The organism is Hydrosulfovibrio ferrireducens (assembly GCF_046883345.1).
In the GTDB taxonomy this organism is placed as follows: domain Bacteria; phylum Desulfobacterota; class Desulfobulbia; order Desulfobulbales; family Desulfurivibrionaceae; genus Thiovibrio; species Thiovibrio ferrireducens.
The window spans coordinates 123,992-138,564 of record NZ_JALKCW010000011.1 but is presented as its reverse complement, the minus strand read 5'-3'; the positions used below and the strand labels follow the sequence as shown (position 1 = coordinate 138,564).

Genomic DNA, 14,573 nt, shown 5'->3' with positions numbered 1-14,573 from the left:
TTCCCCTGAAATGAAGAAAAGTGCATCGAAATATGGCAGAATCTCCCACAGGGTGGGTGCAAAGTTTCAAAGAACAATTTGAAAATCAGGGCTGACGGCAAGAACGCCTTCAGTGAAGACTCTTTTTCAACATCCTGCTAGGCCGTTTCCAAAAAACTGCATGTTATTCCGCTGATGATCAGCCTAGCGTGACGGAGAATCTGTTGGAGGCCATCATAATTTTCGGAATGATGACCTGAACTGTAGAATAACTTTTCATACGTCTAGGTAAAGACGCTGGGCATGGTCCACAATGAACACTCTTTATCACTACTGCTCGACTGCCTCGTTCCATGCGATCGTCCAATCGCATTCTCTCTGGCTTTCGTCACTGTCTCTATCGAATGACACGATGGAGGGAAAGCTTGTCGCCCAAGCCTTTACCCGCCTCGCCGAAAGGGACTCACTTGACCCATACTCCGTTAGCCGCCTTCGAGACGCTGTCGGCATCTTAGAGGAAATCATTGATGGCCTGGGCTTCTGCCTATCTGAAGACGGCGACCTGCTAAGTCAATGGCGGGGGTATGCGGCCGATGCGACTGGAGTATCCATCGGCTTTTCTGCCGAGTACCTGAACTGGCTCTCTGAAACACACAAGATCCACAATGAGTTGCGATTTTCTCTTCAAAAGATTGAATACGAATCTTCCGCCCACGAATCACACATAGAACCGACGTATCGCAAAATCAGGCAGTTCATCGATGCTGGGGCTTTTAAAACACCTGGCAGGCGAATGCTCCTCGATACTCGTACCGACGACAAAATTAAACAAGACAATGCGGCTATTAAAAAGGCGCAATCCCAGTTATCTCTGACTGTGCTACCCCTTTTTTCCGAGTTGTTTCACCTAAAGGCCTATGCATTTCGAGAAGAACGAGAATGGCGCCTTCTCTCGCATCTGGTGAAGGGTGGGGAAGATCACTGTTCTCATCGCGTCGTGCATGACCGCATCGTTCCCTACCGCAAGATCGAACTTGCAGGGCTAGAGCGTAGCCCCATCACCGAAGTAATCCTTGGCCCCAAACACGGCACGCCACCAAGGGTAGTAGAAGACTTCTTGAAGCAAAACCAATATGCCGTTGTCCGGGTTAGGGGCTCAGAAGCAAGCTATCGGTGAACAAGAGGGGATATCCCATTGGCACGCAGCCGAGCACCGGAGATGCTGCCGAAAAGGGGATTTGCACTGTTTGAGGCGAAGCCGAGTTTGCAAAGCCCCGGCAGCATCGAGGCGCGCCGGGCATCCCGCCGCAGGCGGGACAAGGGACACAGGGTGCCCTTTCTTTGGTTCGTTTCTTTGGGCAAGCAAAGAAATGAACAAACCCATTTATTCACTAACGAAGCGAGTTACCAGTGGCTCTTATCTCCTCCCCAACCGAACTCACCACCAGCGCCACCGATGCCCTCCTCGCCATCGAATGCGCCGTAATCATCGCACTCCTTCTGCGCACCGCACCTGCCGACCGCTGGCGCACAAACCTCTGGTGCTCAGTCTTTGCCCTCCTCGCAACCGCATCTTTCCTCGGCGCCCTGGCCCACGGCCTGGAAATGCCAACGCCCATGCGCACGGCACTATGGACCCCGCTCTACCTGAGCTTGGGAATTCTCGTGGTGCTGTTCATCGTGGGGGCTGTTGCTGATTGGCGGGGAAAAATGGCGGCAAAGCGCCTTGTCCCCTGGGGCCTCGGGGTGAGCGCTGCCTTTCTCGGGCTGACCGCGCTGCTGGGCGGGGCGTTCATCGTCTTCATCGTGTATGCGGCAACAATTCTATTGAGCGCTCTGGCCATCTACACCTTTCTGGCCGTTACCCCCCGTTTGCAAGGCGCCGCAGTAATGGCCCTGGCAATCCTGCTCAATCTGGCCGCAGCCGCAGTGCAGGCAAGCAATCTCTCGCTCCACCTTGTTTTCCCCTTTGACCACAACGGACTCTTCCACCTTGTCCAGATAGTGAGCACAGCGGTACTCGGGCTGGGAGTGCACCTCGGCATGAAGTCCTCTCCGTGATAGGTCTCCTCGTAGGTCGGCTTAGCGTAGCGTAACCCGACGTCTCAGGCCTTGGTACCGCGCATGGCAATGTTGGGTTACGCGATGAAACCGCTAACCCAACCTACTACTCCCTCCACATGGGCGATGATTCCAGCTTCACAGCCACCAGATTTTAACCACCTCGAATTCGAGGGGATTAAAAAATTCCTGTTTCCCCCCTACCACAACCGGTCAAAAAACCGCCCCACCTCACCGGGCCGATGCGCATCCGACCCCGCCACCAGCGGAACCCCCAAGGCCACAGCCTCGTCGATCAATGTGCGCACCGGATACTGCTCCCCCCGATGGGAAAACCCGGAGGTATTCACCTCCAAGGCCATGCCCTTTGCGCGCATCCCCTGAAAGATCTCGCTGATCTGGTGCCGGTGCGCCGCAGTAAAATGCACCTCGGGGTGATGCCGAAGCACGGCGTCCAGATGGCAGAGCACCGTGCCGGGCAGGAGTTCGACCGCTTCCAGCAGGGTGGCGAAGTAGTCGGAGGTCACCCGCTCCACCCCCTGCTTGCCAAGAGGCTCCAGATTACCCTTGCGGCGGCTCACCACGTTGTAGTGATGGCCATCGATCTCGTAGTAATGGAAGGAAATACCGACGCGGTCCCAGGTGTACCGCTGGAGAAATGCAAGAATCGCGGGGACTTGCTTGGGGTTGTAGCCCACCTCCACCCCAATCCCGATGCGGAGCCGGTCTCCATACACCTGTTGCAGCCTCTGGCCTTCGCCATGGTAGGCGGCAAAGTCCTCTTCGGAAAGCCAGGTGGCCTCGCGGTAGCGGATGCCGCATTCCAGGTGTTCGAGAAAGATCAGCTCCTCAAGCCCCTTGTCGATGGCGGCCACGACATACTCCTCCATTTCGCCGGTGGCGTGATGGCAGAGCCGGGTGTGGACATGGCCGTCGCTTTTGGGGTTGATCAGCATGGGTTTGCCGGATAAGGGGGAATATTCCTAAAACTGGGAGATCGCTTGGTTAAGACCATTACCGTTCGCGGTGAGCCCTGTCGAACCGCTGCCCTTTTGCTACTACGGGCCTTCAACACGCTCAGGCCGAACGGTATTGTGTCCTTATTTTGCTTAAAAGATCTACTCAGGCGTTGCCGCGGGGGAAGAAATGCAGCACCCCGTCGATCTCCGAGGTGTCGCAGACCCTACCCGGCCCGAGCTCGACAAACTGTTCAATGCCTTCCATGTTGATGGAAAACTGCTGGCCGTCCGGCATGTGGTACACAACCGTGCGGACCTTGGTTATATCAATGGGCGATCCAGCCACTCTCATATGCATTCCTCACCAAAATCCTATAAAAAAACAGAACATCGCTGTTCTGTAATTTAGTCATTCGTTAAACTATTACAAGCTGCCTGCGGAAAATAAAATGGCGCTGACAACTGCCCTTTCAAGTCCGCCAAACTACCTACCAACTTGTAACTTTTTAACTGGCATCACATTAATTCCCTCCCCCCTGGCGGGGGAGGGTTAGGGAGAGGGGGAACTTGCTGGTATCTCGCCTGTTGCAACTACCCCCACCCCCAACCCCTCCCGCAAGGGGAGGGGAGTTTTTCTGAAATATTACGAGGCACAAGGTACTAGTAATTTTTCCGGGCCAATACCTCGCGGGGCTTGGAGCCGTCCGCCGGGCCGACCACCCCTTCCTTTTCCATGAGTTCGATCATCCGGGCGGCCCGGTTGTAGCCCACCCGCAGCCGCCGCTGCACCATGGAAATGGAGGCTTGCCCGGTCTCGCAGACCAGGGCCACGGCCTCGTCATACTTTTCGTCCATCTCCCCGGAGTCGTCGCCCTCTGCTGCCTCGGATTCCTCGGCAAGCCGCAGGACGGATTCATCGTAGCGGGCAACGCCCTGTTCCTTGAGAAAGGTCACGATCCGCTCGGTTTCCTTTTCCGAGATGTAGGCGCCGTGGATACGCTGGAGCTTGCTGGTGCCGGGCGGCATGAAGAGCATGTCGCCCGCGCCCAGCAGGTGCTCGGCCCCGCTGCCGTCCAAAATGGTGCGGGAATCGATCTTGGAGGAGACCTTAAACGACATCCGGGTGGGAAAGTTGGCCTTGATCAAGCCGGTGAGCACATCCACCGAGGGGCGCTGGGTGGCGAGGATCAGATGCATCCCTGCGGCCCGCGCCATCTGGGCCAGCCTGGCCACGGCATCCTCGACCTCGCGGGAAGAGACCATCATCAGGTCGGCCAGCTCGTCGATGATGATGACGATGAGCGGCAGCTTGTCTGCGGCCTCGGCGTTGTAGCTAGCCAGGCTCTTGACCTTGGCCTCTTCCATCAACTGATAGCGGCGCTCCATCTCCCGCACCGCCCACAACAGCGCCCGGCTGGCCAGCTTGGGGTCCACCACCACCGGGTGCAGCAGGTGGGGAATATCTTCATAGCAGGAAAGCTCGATGCGCTTGGGGTCCACCAGCAGGAGGCGGACCTCCTCGGGCGTGGCTTTGAGCAGGATCGAGCAGATGATGGCATTGACCGCCACGCTCTTGCCCGAGCCGGTGGCCCCGGCGATGAGCAGATGGGGCATGCGGGCGAGATCGGCGATCACCGGATTGCCCACCACGTCCATGCCCAAGCCTATGGTGAGCCTGGAGGCGGCCTTTTGGAATTTCTCATGGGCGAAGATATCGCGGACATAGACGATATGCCGGGTCGGGTTGGGAATCTCGATGCCCAAGGCGGCCTTGCCCGGGATGGAGCCGACGATGCGCACGCTCTCGGCCTTGAGCCCCAGGGCCAGGTCGTCGGCCAGGGCGATGATCTTGTTGATCTTGACCCCAGGGGCCGGGGAAAACTCGTAGGTGGTGATCACCGGGCCCGGCGAGATGCCGACCACCTTGCCCACCACCCCGAAATCCTTGAGCCTTTCTTCCAGCTCGGTGCTGACCGCGTAGTAATAGTCGCGGTCCACGGCCAGCTCGGGGTTTTCCGACTTATCGAGCAAGGAGAGCGGCGGCAGCCGGTACTCGCCGCTGGCCGCGGGCAGGAGCTGAAAGGAGTCGTCATCCGTTCCGGTCTCAAGCTTTACCGGCTCATGCACATTGGGCACGATGGGTGCACCGTCGCCAGGGTTCGCCTCGACGGCAAGGGGAGCAACGCCCTCTCCTTTTTTCTTGTCCTGCTTGGCAGCGCCATTGTCTTCGGACGCTTGCCTGCCAGCCCAACGGCGGGCCAGGGTTTCGCGCAGGCTATGGCCCATGCGATAGGGGGAGAACCTGCTGATCAGCATCAAGGAGATAACCAGGACCACGACAAACAACAGAAAGGAGCCGGGACCGCCGAAGAACTGCTGGGCATACTGGGCCAGAAGGGTTCCCAGAAAACCGGCAACCGGATAGGTGTGCTCAAAGACGGTGAAAGAAGCCAGGGAGGTAAAACCGGAGAGCCCGGCGCTGGCCAAAAGAATGCCGGTGCAGCCGAAGACGATCAAGGGCAGGGTCTCCAGGCTGCAGTCCGGCGAGAACATCCGGATGGCGAAAAAAAGCAGGAGAAAGGGCAGCCAGAGGGAGGTGATCCCCAGAAGATCCATGAGCAGCCCGGCGACAAATTGGCCCACTGCCCCGCCCCAATTTATAGTGACCGCCTGGCCCAAAGGCTCAACCGCAGTGTAGCTGACCAGACAGAGGAGCAAAAAAAGGGCGACAAACACCCCGAATACGGAAAGTATCTCTCGCCCCAATGTTGGTTTTTCTTTTTCCTGCTTGTTGTTTCCTGGCGCCATTATTCTCGCAGATCAGTTCCGGTGATGGGAGCGCAGGCGGCCCTGCAGTACATGCTACTTTGCCTTGCCGATATTTTTCAGAATAGCATCAAGAATCCCGTTGATAAAGCCGGGAGAATCCTCGGCGCAGTATCGCTTGGCCAACTCAATGGCCTCGTCGATGGCCACGCGGGGCGGCACCTCCTCCTTGAACATCATTTCATAGGCCGCCAGTCTTATAATGTTGCGATCCAGCACCGACATCCGGCTGACCCGCCAGTTCACCGCGCTTTCCGCGATCTTGGCGTTGATCTCCTCCCATTTGTCGGTGATGCCGTACACCAGCTCCTGACCGTAGGGGATGGCCTTTTTGTTGATCTCGAAATTCTCGCAGAGCAGCGGGAAATTCTCCACCGCCGAGGTTGCGGTCATCTCCCCTTGGAACAGGGCATTGAGGGCAAGCTCCCTTGCCTTGCGTCGGTTTCCCATGAATGATCAGGCGAGCTGCGGCAGGAGGTTGACCATCTCGATGGCGGTGGCCGCGCACTCGGAACCCTTGTTGCCGGCCTTGGACCCGGCCCGCTCAATGGCCTGCTCGATGGAGTCGGTGGTCAAGACCCCGAAGATGATGGGCACCCCGGACTCCATGCTGGCCTGGGCAATCCCCTTGGTCGCCTCGTTGGCCACGAAATCGAAATGGGGGGTGGAGCCGCGGATCACGGCGCCGAGGCAAATCACCGCGTCGTAGCGGCCGGACTTGACCATCTTCTGGGCGACCAGCGGGATCTCAAAGGCGCCGGGAACCCTGGCCACCTCGATCTCCTTGTCCTTGACCCCGGAACGCATCAGGGTGTCCAGGGCGCCTTCCAGCAGCCGCTCGGCAATGAACGAATTGAACCGGGCAATGACAATCCCGAATTTCTTCCCTTCGGCCTGCAGTTTTCCTTCAAAAAATTTGGGCATCGTTATCTCCTCCAAAAAGTGTGCGACCGCTTAAGGGCTCTGCAATTTTAAATATACCGTCTACAAAATAACAGGTACGTCATTCCCGCGAAGGCGGGAATCCATAAACTGCTGGTTCTGTCCCCTCCCATGGATTCCCGCCTTCGCGGGAATGACGTCGAAGATAAGCGGTACTTTTATAACTGCCAAATCACTTAGTTGTTTTTCGTTTCCTTGCTGCCGGTGAACAGATCCAGCATATGGCCGAGCTTGTCCTTCTTGGCCTTGAGGTAATCGATATTTTCCGGCTCCGCCACCATCTCGATGGGCTGACGGCCCGTAACCTTGAGGCCATAGCCTTCGAGGCCGATGATCTTCTTGGGGTTGTTGGTAATGAGCCGCATCTTGCGAACCCCGAGATCCCGGAGAATCTGGGCGCCGATCCCGTAGTCGCGCAGGTCGGCCTTGAAGCCCAGATGCACATTGGCCTCCACCGTGTCCATCCCCCCCTCCTGGAGGGCGTAGGCCTTGATCTTGTTGATCAGGCCGATGCCTCTGCCCTCCTGCTGCATGTAGAGGACAATGCCCGCGCCCTCATGCTCGACCATGCGCATGGCGCTGTGGAGCTGGCCGCCGCAGTCGCAGCGCTTGGAGCCGAAAACGTCGCCGGTCAGACAGGAGGAATGCACCCGGACCATGATCTCTTTGTTGGAATCGATCTCCCCCTTGACCAGGGCAACATGCTCCAGCTCGTCCACATCGTTGGTGTAGACAATGGCCCGGAAATCACCGTAGCGGGTGGGGATCTTGGCCTCGGCGGCCCGATGGACCAGCTTGTCCTCGCGGGTCCGGTAGGCGACCAAATCGGCGATGGTGGCGATCTTAAGATCATGCTCTTTGGCAAAGATTTCCAGATCGGGCATCCGGGCCATGGTGCCGTCTTCCTTCATGATCTCGCAGATCACCCCGGAAGGGTTCAACCCGGCCAACCGGGAAAGATCAACCGACCCCTCGGTCTGGCCGGTGCGGACCAGAACCCCGCCGCGCCTGGCGCGCAGGGGAAAGATATGCCCCGGGCTCACAATATCGCTGGGTTTGGCATTGGGGTCGGCGGCCACCAGGATGGTCCTGGCCCGGTCCGCGGCGGAGATGCCGGTGGTGACCCCGGTGCTGGCCTCGATGCTGACCGTGAAGGCCGTTTCAAAGGGCGACTTGTTGTTCTGCACCATCATGGGGATCTGCAATTGCTCGAGATGATCCGGGGTCAGGGTCAGACAGATGAGGCCCCTGCCATGGGTGGCCATGAAATTGATCGCCTCGGGGGTGACCTTTTCCGCGGCCATGTACAGATCGCCTTCGTTCTCGCGATCCTCGTCGTCAACCAGGATGATCATCTTCCCGGCCCGGATCTCGTCAATCACCTCTTCAATGGAACTTACCGCCATGGTATCACCTCAAAACTTTCGCCGCTTGTGGCCGCACCCTTATTTCAAAAAGCCGTGCTCAGCCAGAAAAGCGGAATTGATTCTTGATTGTGCCCCGCCGCCATCAGCATCCTTGGCAGAGAGCAATTTTTCCACATACTTGCCGATCAGATCCACTTCGATATTCACCACGCTCCCCTGTTTCAGCTCCCCCAGGGTGGTAACCCCGAGGGTATGGGGGATGATGGAAACGGAAAAGGCCTTCGCGTCGATGCTGTTGACGGTAAGACTGATACCGTCGATGGCGATGGAGCCCTTTTCGATGATGTACTTGCCAAAACCTGCAGGCACCTGGAAGCTGAAGAGCACGAAATCCCCGAGGGGCTGGCGGGTCAGCATGGGGGTCGTGGCGTCCACATGGCCGCTGACCATATGCCCGCCCAGCCGGTCGCTGAGGCGCAGAGCGCGTTCCAGATTGACCACGCTGCCCACGGCCAGATTGCCGAGATTGGTGCGCTTGAGGCTTTCCGGCGACACATCGACCACGAAGCGTCTGCCGCTGATCTCCTTGGCCGTGAGGCACACCCCGTTGACCGCGATGGACTCGCCTTCCTCGGGATCGGGCAGATCAAAATCCGCAGCCACGGCAAAGAGCATCCCGCCGCCGGCCGGTCTTTTTTCCAGTATTCTGCCCTGCCCAAGTATGATCCCGGTAAACATGCTCTAGTCTCTATCCCTAGCTGTTAGCCAAGCCTCTCGTAAGACTCTTCCAAAATATATCCCCCTCCCTCGACGGGAGGGGGCCTGGGGGTGGGTGAAGTTGCAACCGGCTGACCTCATAGCCGTTTCCCCCTCACCCTACCCCTCTCCCGCAAGGGGAGAGGGAACTTCTTAGACTTTTATTTCTCGATCAGCCCTTCGATCAGTACATCGTTACCGAACCGCCGCACCCTGGTGGTGCTGAAACGCGGAGCATCCGCAACCTGCTGCAGCCCCAGAGTATCCACCAGCGGCACCCCGTCGCTGCCGAGAAAGATCGGGGCGACAAAGATCTGCACCTCGTCCACCAGATTGGCCCGCAAAAAAGCACCATGCACCCGGCTGCCCCCTTCGACCAGAACGGAGGTGAGCTGCGCCCTACCAAGCTCGCAGAGCACTGCGTCAAGATCAAGCTGGCCTGCGGCAGTAAGCCTGACCTGCTTGATGATTGCGCCTGCCTTGCCCAGAACCTCGGCCCGTTTTACATCCGCATCCGGCCCGCAAAAAATCCAGGTGGGGGCAGAGGAGGCCTGCTGCAGCATCCTGGCAGAAACCGGCAGCCTGAGCGCGGTGTCCAGAACAACCCGCAACGGATCTCGGCCCCTGCGGCCCGCCAATCTGGTGGTAAGCGCCGGATCGTCGCACAGGGCTGTCTCGCTGCCGATGAGGATGGCGTCCACCCGATCCCGCAAACGGTGCACCTGGCGCCGGGACTGCTCGTTGGTGATCCAAGCGCACTGCCCGGAGGCAAGGGCCAATCGCCCATCCAGACTCATCCCGGCCTTCATGATCACCCAGGGCAACCCGGTGGTGACATGCTTGCTGAATGGCCGGTTCAAGCTGTAGCATTCTTCGGCCAGCACGCCCTGCGTCACCTCAACCCCCTGCGCAGCAAGGGTCTGGCAACCGCCTCCCGCCACCAAAGGATTGGGATCGAGCATGCCGACCACCACCCGCTTGATCCCTGCAGCCAGAATGGCCTGGGTGCAGGGAGGGGTTCGGCCCGTATGGTTGCAGGGCTCCAGGGTTACATAGATCGTGGCGCCCCGGGCCTTTGCCCCGGCAGCCCTAAGGGCGTGCACCTCGGCATGGGGGGTTCCGGCCTTGGCATGAAACCCCGTGGCAATGAGCCGGTTATTTTTGACCACCACCGCGCCGACACAGGGGTTGGGCGAGGTGCGGCCAAGCCCCTTCCTCGCCTCCCTGATAGCCAGTTGCATCCAGGCGCGGTCATCTTTCATTGCGGCGTTTCTTCCGGCCCGCCCAGCATGCCTTTCAACTCGGCCATGAATTCGCTTAAGTCCTTGAACTGCCGGTACACCGAGGCAAAACGGACATAGGCCACGCCGTCGAGCTTGCGCAAGCCGTCCATGACCCGCTCGCCAACGAGCTTCACCGGGATCTCGCGCTCGCCCATGTCCTGCAGCTCCCGCTCCAGGGAATCGACAAACTCATCGATCTGCTCCATGCTCACCGGTCGTTTCTCGCAGGCCTTTTGCAGACCTTCCACCACCTTGTGCCGGTCCCAGGCCTCGCGGCGCCCATCCTTCTTGATCAGCATGGGCATGGTCACCTCGAGCCGCTCGTAGGTGGTGAACCTGCGGCTGCAGGCGTCGCACATTCTCCGGCGGCGGGTGATGGTGAAATCCTTGTTCAGGCGGGAGTCGACAACCCGGTTTTCCAGGTGACCGCAGTACGGACATTTCATAGCTTACCCCAACTGGACAACAGGAACTTGCGCCTCGGCCAACAGCAACGAGGACAGGCTGTCGGCATACCCCTCTTTATAATAGATTTTTTCAATCCGTGCATTGATCAGCATCTTGCTGCAGATGGCGCAGGGCATATTGGTGCAGTACAAGGTCGCACCTTCAACGCTGAAGCCGTGCAGGGCCGCTTGGATAATGGCGTTCTGTTCAGCATGCAGGCCGCGACACAGCTCATGCCGCTCCCCGGAGGGAATCCCCTGCTGCTCGCGCAGGCAGCCGATATCCAGACAATGGCTGACCTTGGCCGGCGCGCCGTTATAGCCCGTGGCGATGATGCGCTTGTCCCGAACGAGAATGGCGCCCACCTTGCGACGCAGACAGGTGGAACGCTGGGCCACCATCTCGGTGATCCCCATGAAATATTCGTCCCAGGATGGGCGGGTATCGGTCATGATCGGCTACTCGTTGTTCCGTTCCATATCCGGATACAGGGGAAAGGCATCGCACAGGGCGCGAACCTCAAGCCGAATACCGTTCAGGATTTCCTTGTTGCCACGGTTCTCGATGGCCCGGTTGATCCAGTCACCAATCTTGGCCATTTCCGGCTCCTTGAGACCACGGGTGGTCACGGCCGGTGTGCCAATCCGCACCCCGCTGGTGACAAAGCGGCTCTGCTGATCAAAGGGGATGGCATTTTTGTTAACGGTGAGACCGGCCTCTTCCAAGGCCTCTTCCGACTCCTTGCCGGTTGCCCCCTTGTTGCTCAGATCGACCAGGAGCAGATGGTTGTCGGTGCCGCCGGAAACAAGGCGGAAACCGTGGCGAACCAGTCCTTCTCCCAAGGCCTGGGCGTTTTTGACCACCTGAACCTGATCCTTCTTGAATTTCTCTCCCATGGCCTCCTTGAAAGCCACGGCCTTGGCCGCGATGACATGCACCAAAGGGCCGCCCTGGATACCGGGGAAGATCTTGCTGTCGAGCTTCTTGCCGTACTCAGCCTTGGCAAGGATCAAACCGCCCCGCGGACCCCGCAGGGTCTTGTGCGTAGTGGTCGTGACAAAATCGGCGTAGGGCACCGGCGAGGGGTGGACCCCGGCTGCGACCAGCCCGGCGATATGGGCCATGTCCACCATGAACAGGGCGCCGACCTTGTCGGCTATGGCGCGAAACCCTGCAAAATCGATAACCCTGGGGTAGGCGCTCGCCCCGGCCACGATCATCTTCGGCTTATGCTCAATGGCAACGCGCTCCACCTCCGCCATGTCGATGCGCTCGGTTTCCCTGTTTACCCCGTAGGAAACAAACGTGTAGAGCTGCCCGGAGAAATTGACCCCTGCTCCATGGGTGAGATGGCCGCCGTGGGCCAGATCCATGCCCAGTACCGTATCTCCCGGCTGCAGCGAGGAAAAGTAGACCGCCATGTTGGCCTGGCTGCCGGAATGGGGCTGGACATTGGCGTATTCGGCGCCGAAGATCTTCAACGCCCGCTCGATGGCCAGGGATTCGATCTGGTCGGCGTATTCGCAGCCGCCATAGTAACGCTTACCAGGATATCCCTCGGCGTACTTGTTGGTGAAAATGGAGCCCTGGGCCTCAAGCACCGCCTCGCTGACAATATTCTCGGAAGCAATCAGTTCGAGCTGATTGCTTTGTCTTGCCAACTCATGGCGGATGGAATTGTACACATCCGGATCACTCTCTTTCAAATACGACACTGCAGTATCCTTCATGGTTTATTATGTGTTAAAAATCGCGTTCAGAAAAAATAATCACGGCCGAAAAATTACTCCAGGTAATTCCGGCCGCGCAATGAAAAAGCGTGCATGGAGGCCCGCAGCAAGGCAGGCCCTTTTTCCTAGAACATATCAATCCGGCGCTGGTGCCTGCCCCCGGCAAATTCGGTGCTGACCCAAGCCCGGACTATTTCCGCAGCCAGGCCGGGACCGACCACCCTGGCGCCGAGACAGAGCACGTTGGCGTCATTGTGCTCCCGGCTCATCCGCGCGGTGAACAACTCATTGCCCAGAGCCGCGCGAATCCCCTCGCAGCGGTTGGCCACCATGGACATCCCGACCCCGGTTCCGCAGATCAAGATGCCGCGGTCACAATCACCGTTCTGCACCTGCGTGCAAACAGCCTTGGCAAAATCCGGGTAATCGACGGACTCGGTGGAAAAGCAGCCCTTGTCATCCACCGTATGCCCCAACTCCTGAAGCAGCGGGACTATCTCACCCTTGAGGCTGATGCCGCCATGATCGCAACCGATGGCAATCTTCACGGCTTGGCCTCGTATTGCTTCATGATCAATACCGCATTGGTCCCGCCGAAGCCAAAGGAATTGGACATGGCGGCCCGGATCTTCATCTCGCGGGCCTGATTGGGTACGTAATCCAGATCGCATTCCGGATCGGGGTTTTCCAGATTCATGGTCGGCGGGGCAATCTGGTGCTTGATGGACAGAGCGGTGAAGACCGCCTCGATGCCCCCTGCCCCGCCCAGCATATGGCCGGTCATGGACTTGGTCGAGCTGATGGCCAGCTTGTAGGCCTGGTCGCCGAAGGTCGTTTTAATGGCCCGGGTTTCCACCACATCGTTCAACGGGGTGGAGGTTCCGTGGGCGTTGATGTAATCAACGTCTTCCGGGTTCATCCCCGCGTCCTTCAAGGCCATTTTCATGCAGCGGACAGCGCCGTTGCCATCCTCGGGAGGGGCGGCCATGTGGTAGCCGTCGCCGCTCAGGCCGTAGCCGGCAACCTCGGCATAGATCTTGGCGCCGCGGGCCAAGGCATGTTCCAACTCTTCAAGGATGAGTACGCCGGCACCTTCGGAGATGATAAAGCCGTCCCGGTCCCGTTCAAAGGGGCGCGAGGCTTTTTCCGGCTGATCATTGCGGGTGGACAGTGCCTTCATCGCGTGAAAGCCGCCGACTGCCAGAGGGCAGATCACCGATTCGCTGCCGCCGGTAATGGCCACGTCGCATTCATCGTTGGCAATGGAGCGAAACGCCTCGCCCACCGCATGGGTTCCGGCGGCGCAGGCGGTGGTAAGGCAGAGATTCGGGCCCCTGGTGCCGTAGATAATGGAGATCTGGCCGGCGCCCATGTTGGGGATAACCATGGGGATAAAAAAGGGCGTAATACGCTTGGTTCCCTTTTCCATGGCCACCTTGTGATATTTTTCGATGGTGGGCAGACCGCCAAGCCCGCAACCCATGATACTTCCGACCCGGGGCGCGTTTTCCTCGGTAATCTGGAAGTCGGCATTGCGCAAGGCTTCCCCGGCAGCGGCGACAGCGTACTGCACAAAGAGGTCGAGGTGTTTGGCAACCTTCTTGTCGATGTGATCCTCGACCTGAAAATCCTTGACCTCGGCGGCAATATTTACCCCGACCTCGCTGGCGTCAAACCGGGTAATAGGGCCAATGCCGCTCTTGCCTGCGCACAGCGCGCTCCAGGTTTTTTCCACCCCTGTTCCCAGGGGGGTAACCAGTCCAACTCCTGTGACCACGACTCTTCTGCCCACGCTGATCCTCACAATCTGGTTGCAGAGAAAGGAAGGCCTTGACAGGTGCAATCACCCGCCAAGGTCCGTCCTCAGTTCTTCCTGCCAAGTACCTGCTGCCGACAAAAAACCGTTCGGCTCAACCGGCAACCTTGTTGACATGGTCGATGGCGTGCTGCACGGTGGTGATCTTTTCCGCAACGTCATCGGCGATCTCGATATCGAAAGCCTCTTCCATGGCCATGATCAGCTCAACCAGGTCCAGGGAGTCAGCGCCCAGATCATCAATAAAAGAGGCGCCCGGCACAACCTTGTCTTTATCCACGCTCAACTGCTCGGCAATGATATCAATGAGTTTTTCCTGTACAGACATGATCTTTTCTCCTTGCTTGTTTAGGTGCCGTTAAAAAACAACCTGTGCTTTCTTGACCATTGAGTTACGGCACCGTATG

At 58.6% G+C, this 14,573-nt stretch carries 15 protein-coding genes and 1 pseudogene; 2 read left to right on the top strand and 14 right to left on the bottom strand.

Going from position 1 to position 14,573, the window contains the following annotated elements; genetic code table 11:
* Positions 1–292 precede the first annotated feature (292 nt).
* Positions 293–1,156, top strand: coding sequence for a DUF2971 domain-containing protein (locus MWR57_RS05235; RefSeq protein WP_423123740.1), 864 nt, complete (start codon positions 293–295; stop codon positions 1,154–1,156).
* Positions 1,157–1,389: 233 nt separating this feature from the next.
* Entirely contained in the window at positions 1,390–2,040 is a 651-nt protein-coding gene (locus MWR57_RS05230; protein WP_423123739.1) for a DUF6962 family protein, read from the top strand.
* 200 nt (positions 2,041–2,240) lie between these two features.
* Here the strand turns inward: MWR57_RS05230 and MWR57_RS05225 are convergent, their stop codons facing one another.
* From MWR57_RS05225 to acpP, 14 genes and pseudogenes are all read right to left on the bottom strand, one after another.
* A complete protein-coding gene (locus tag MWR57_RS05225; RefSeq protein WP_423123738.1) occupies positions 2,241–2,996 on the bottom strand; it encodes a histidinol-phosphatase in 756 nt (251 codons plus the stop codon).
* 166 nt (positions 2,997–3,162) lie between these two features.
* Complete coding sequence (locus tag MWR57_RS05220) at positions 3,163–3,351, bottom strand: hypothetical protein (protein WP_307633377.1); 189 nt, start codon at positions 3,349–3,351, stop codon at positions 3,163–3,165.
* A gap of 308 nt (positions 3,352–3,659) precedes the next feature.
* A complete protein-coding gene (locus MWR57_RS05215) occupies positions 3,660–5,807 on the bottom strand; it encodes a DNA translocase FtsK (protein ID WP_423123737.1) in 2,148 nt (715 codons plus the stop codon).
* Between the two features lie 54 nt (positions 5,808–5,861).
* A complete protein-coding gene (gene nusB, locus MWR57_RS05210) occupies positions 5,862–6,275 on the bottom strand; it encodes a transcription antitermination factor NusB (RefSeq protein WP_423123736.1) in 414 nt (137 codons plus the stop codon).
* A gap of 6 nt (positions 6,276–6,281) precedes the next feature.
* Positions 6,282–6,749, bottom strand: coding sequence for a 6,7-dimethyl-8-ribityllumazine synthase (gene ribH, locus MWR57_RS05205; protein ID WP_423123735.1), 468 nt, complete (start codon positions 6,747–6,749; stop codon positions 6,282–6,284).
* Positions 6,750–6,943: 194 nt separating this feature from the next.
* Complete coding sequence (locus MWR57_RS05200) at positions 6,944–8,173, bottom strand: bifunctional 3,4-dihydroxy-2-butanone-4-phosphate synthase/GTP cyclohydrolase II (RefSeq protein WP_423123734.1); 1,230 nt, start codon at positions 8,171–8,173, stop codon at positions 6,944–6,946.
* A gap of 39 nt (positions 8,174–8,212) precedes the next feature.
* Positions 8,213–8,872: a riboflavin synthase gene (locus tag MWR57_RS05195; RefSeq protein WP_423123733.1), complete on the bottom strand. Its 660-nt coding sequence runs from the start codon at positions 8,870–8,872 to the stop codon at positions 8,213–8,215.
* Between the two features lie 179 nt (positions 8,873–9,051).
* Positions 9,052–10,152 carry a bifunctional diaminohydroxyphosphoribosylaminopyrimidine deaminase/5-amino-6-(5-phosphoribosylamino)uracil reductase RibD gene (gene ribD, locus MWR57_RS05190; RefSeq protein ID WP_423123732.1) on the bottom strand — a complete coding sequence of 367 codons (1,101 nt, stop codon included), beginning with the start codon at positions 10,150–10,152 and terminating at the stop codon, positions 9,052–9,054.
* Positions 10,149–10,619: a transcriptional regulator NrdR gene (gene nrdR, locus MWR57_RS05185; RefSeq protein WP_423123731.1), complete on the bottom strand. Its 471-nt coding sequence runs from the start codon at positions 10,617–10,619 to the stop codon at positions 10,149–10,151. Before nrdR ends, ribD begins: the two co-directional genes overlap by 4 nt.
* Positions 10,620–10,622: 3 nt before the next feature.
* The gene (locus MWR57_RS05180) at positions 10,623–11,072 is read right to left on the bottom strand and encodes a deoxycytidylate deaminase (RefSeq protein ID WP_423123730.1); all 450 of its coding nucleotides are present in this window, start codon (positions 11,070–11,072) and stop codon (positions 10,623–10,625) included.
* Positions 11,073–11,078: 6 nt separating this feature from the next.
* Positions 11,079–12,335: a serine hydroxymethyltransferase gene (locus tag MWR57_RS05175; RefSeq protein WP_423123729.1), complete on the bottom strand. Its 1,257-nt coding sequence runs from the start codon at positions 12,333–12,335 to the stop codon at positions 11,079–11,081.
* 140 nt (positions 12,336–12,475) lie between these two features.
* Positions 12,476–12,898, bottom strand: a complete 423-nt coding sequence (rpiB, locus tag MWR57_RS05170) for a ribose 5-phosphate isomerase B (RefSeq protein WP_423123728.1) — start codon at positions 12,896–12,898, stop codon at positions 12,476–12,478.
* Positions 12,895–14,142, bottom strand: coding sequence for a beta-ketoacyl-ACP synthase II (fabF, locus tag MWR57_RS05165; RefSeq protein ID WP_479723946.1), 1,248 nt, complete (start codon positions 14,140–14,142; stop codon positions 12,895–12,897). Before fabF ends, rpiB begins: the two co-directional genes overlap by 4 nt.
* Before the next feature lie 118 nt (positions 14,143–14,260).
* A pseudogene (gene acpP, locus MWR57_RS05160) lies at positions 14,261–14,500 on the bottom strand (acyl carrier protein); the annotation flags it as partial.
* Positions 14,501–14,573: the final 73 nt, after the last annotated feature.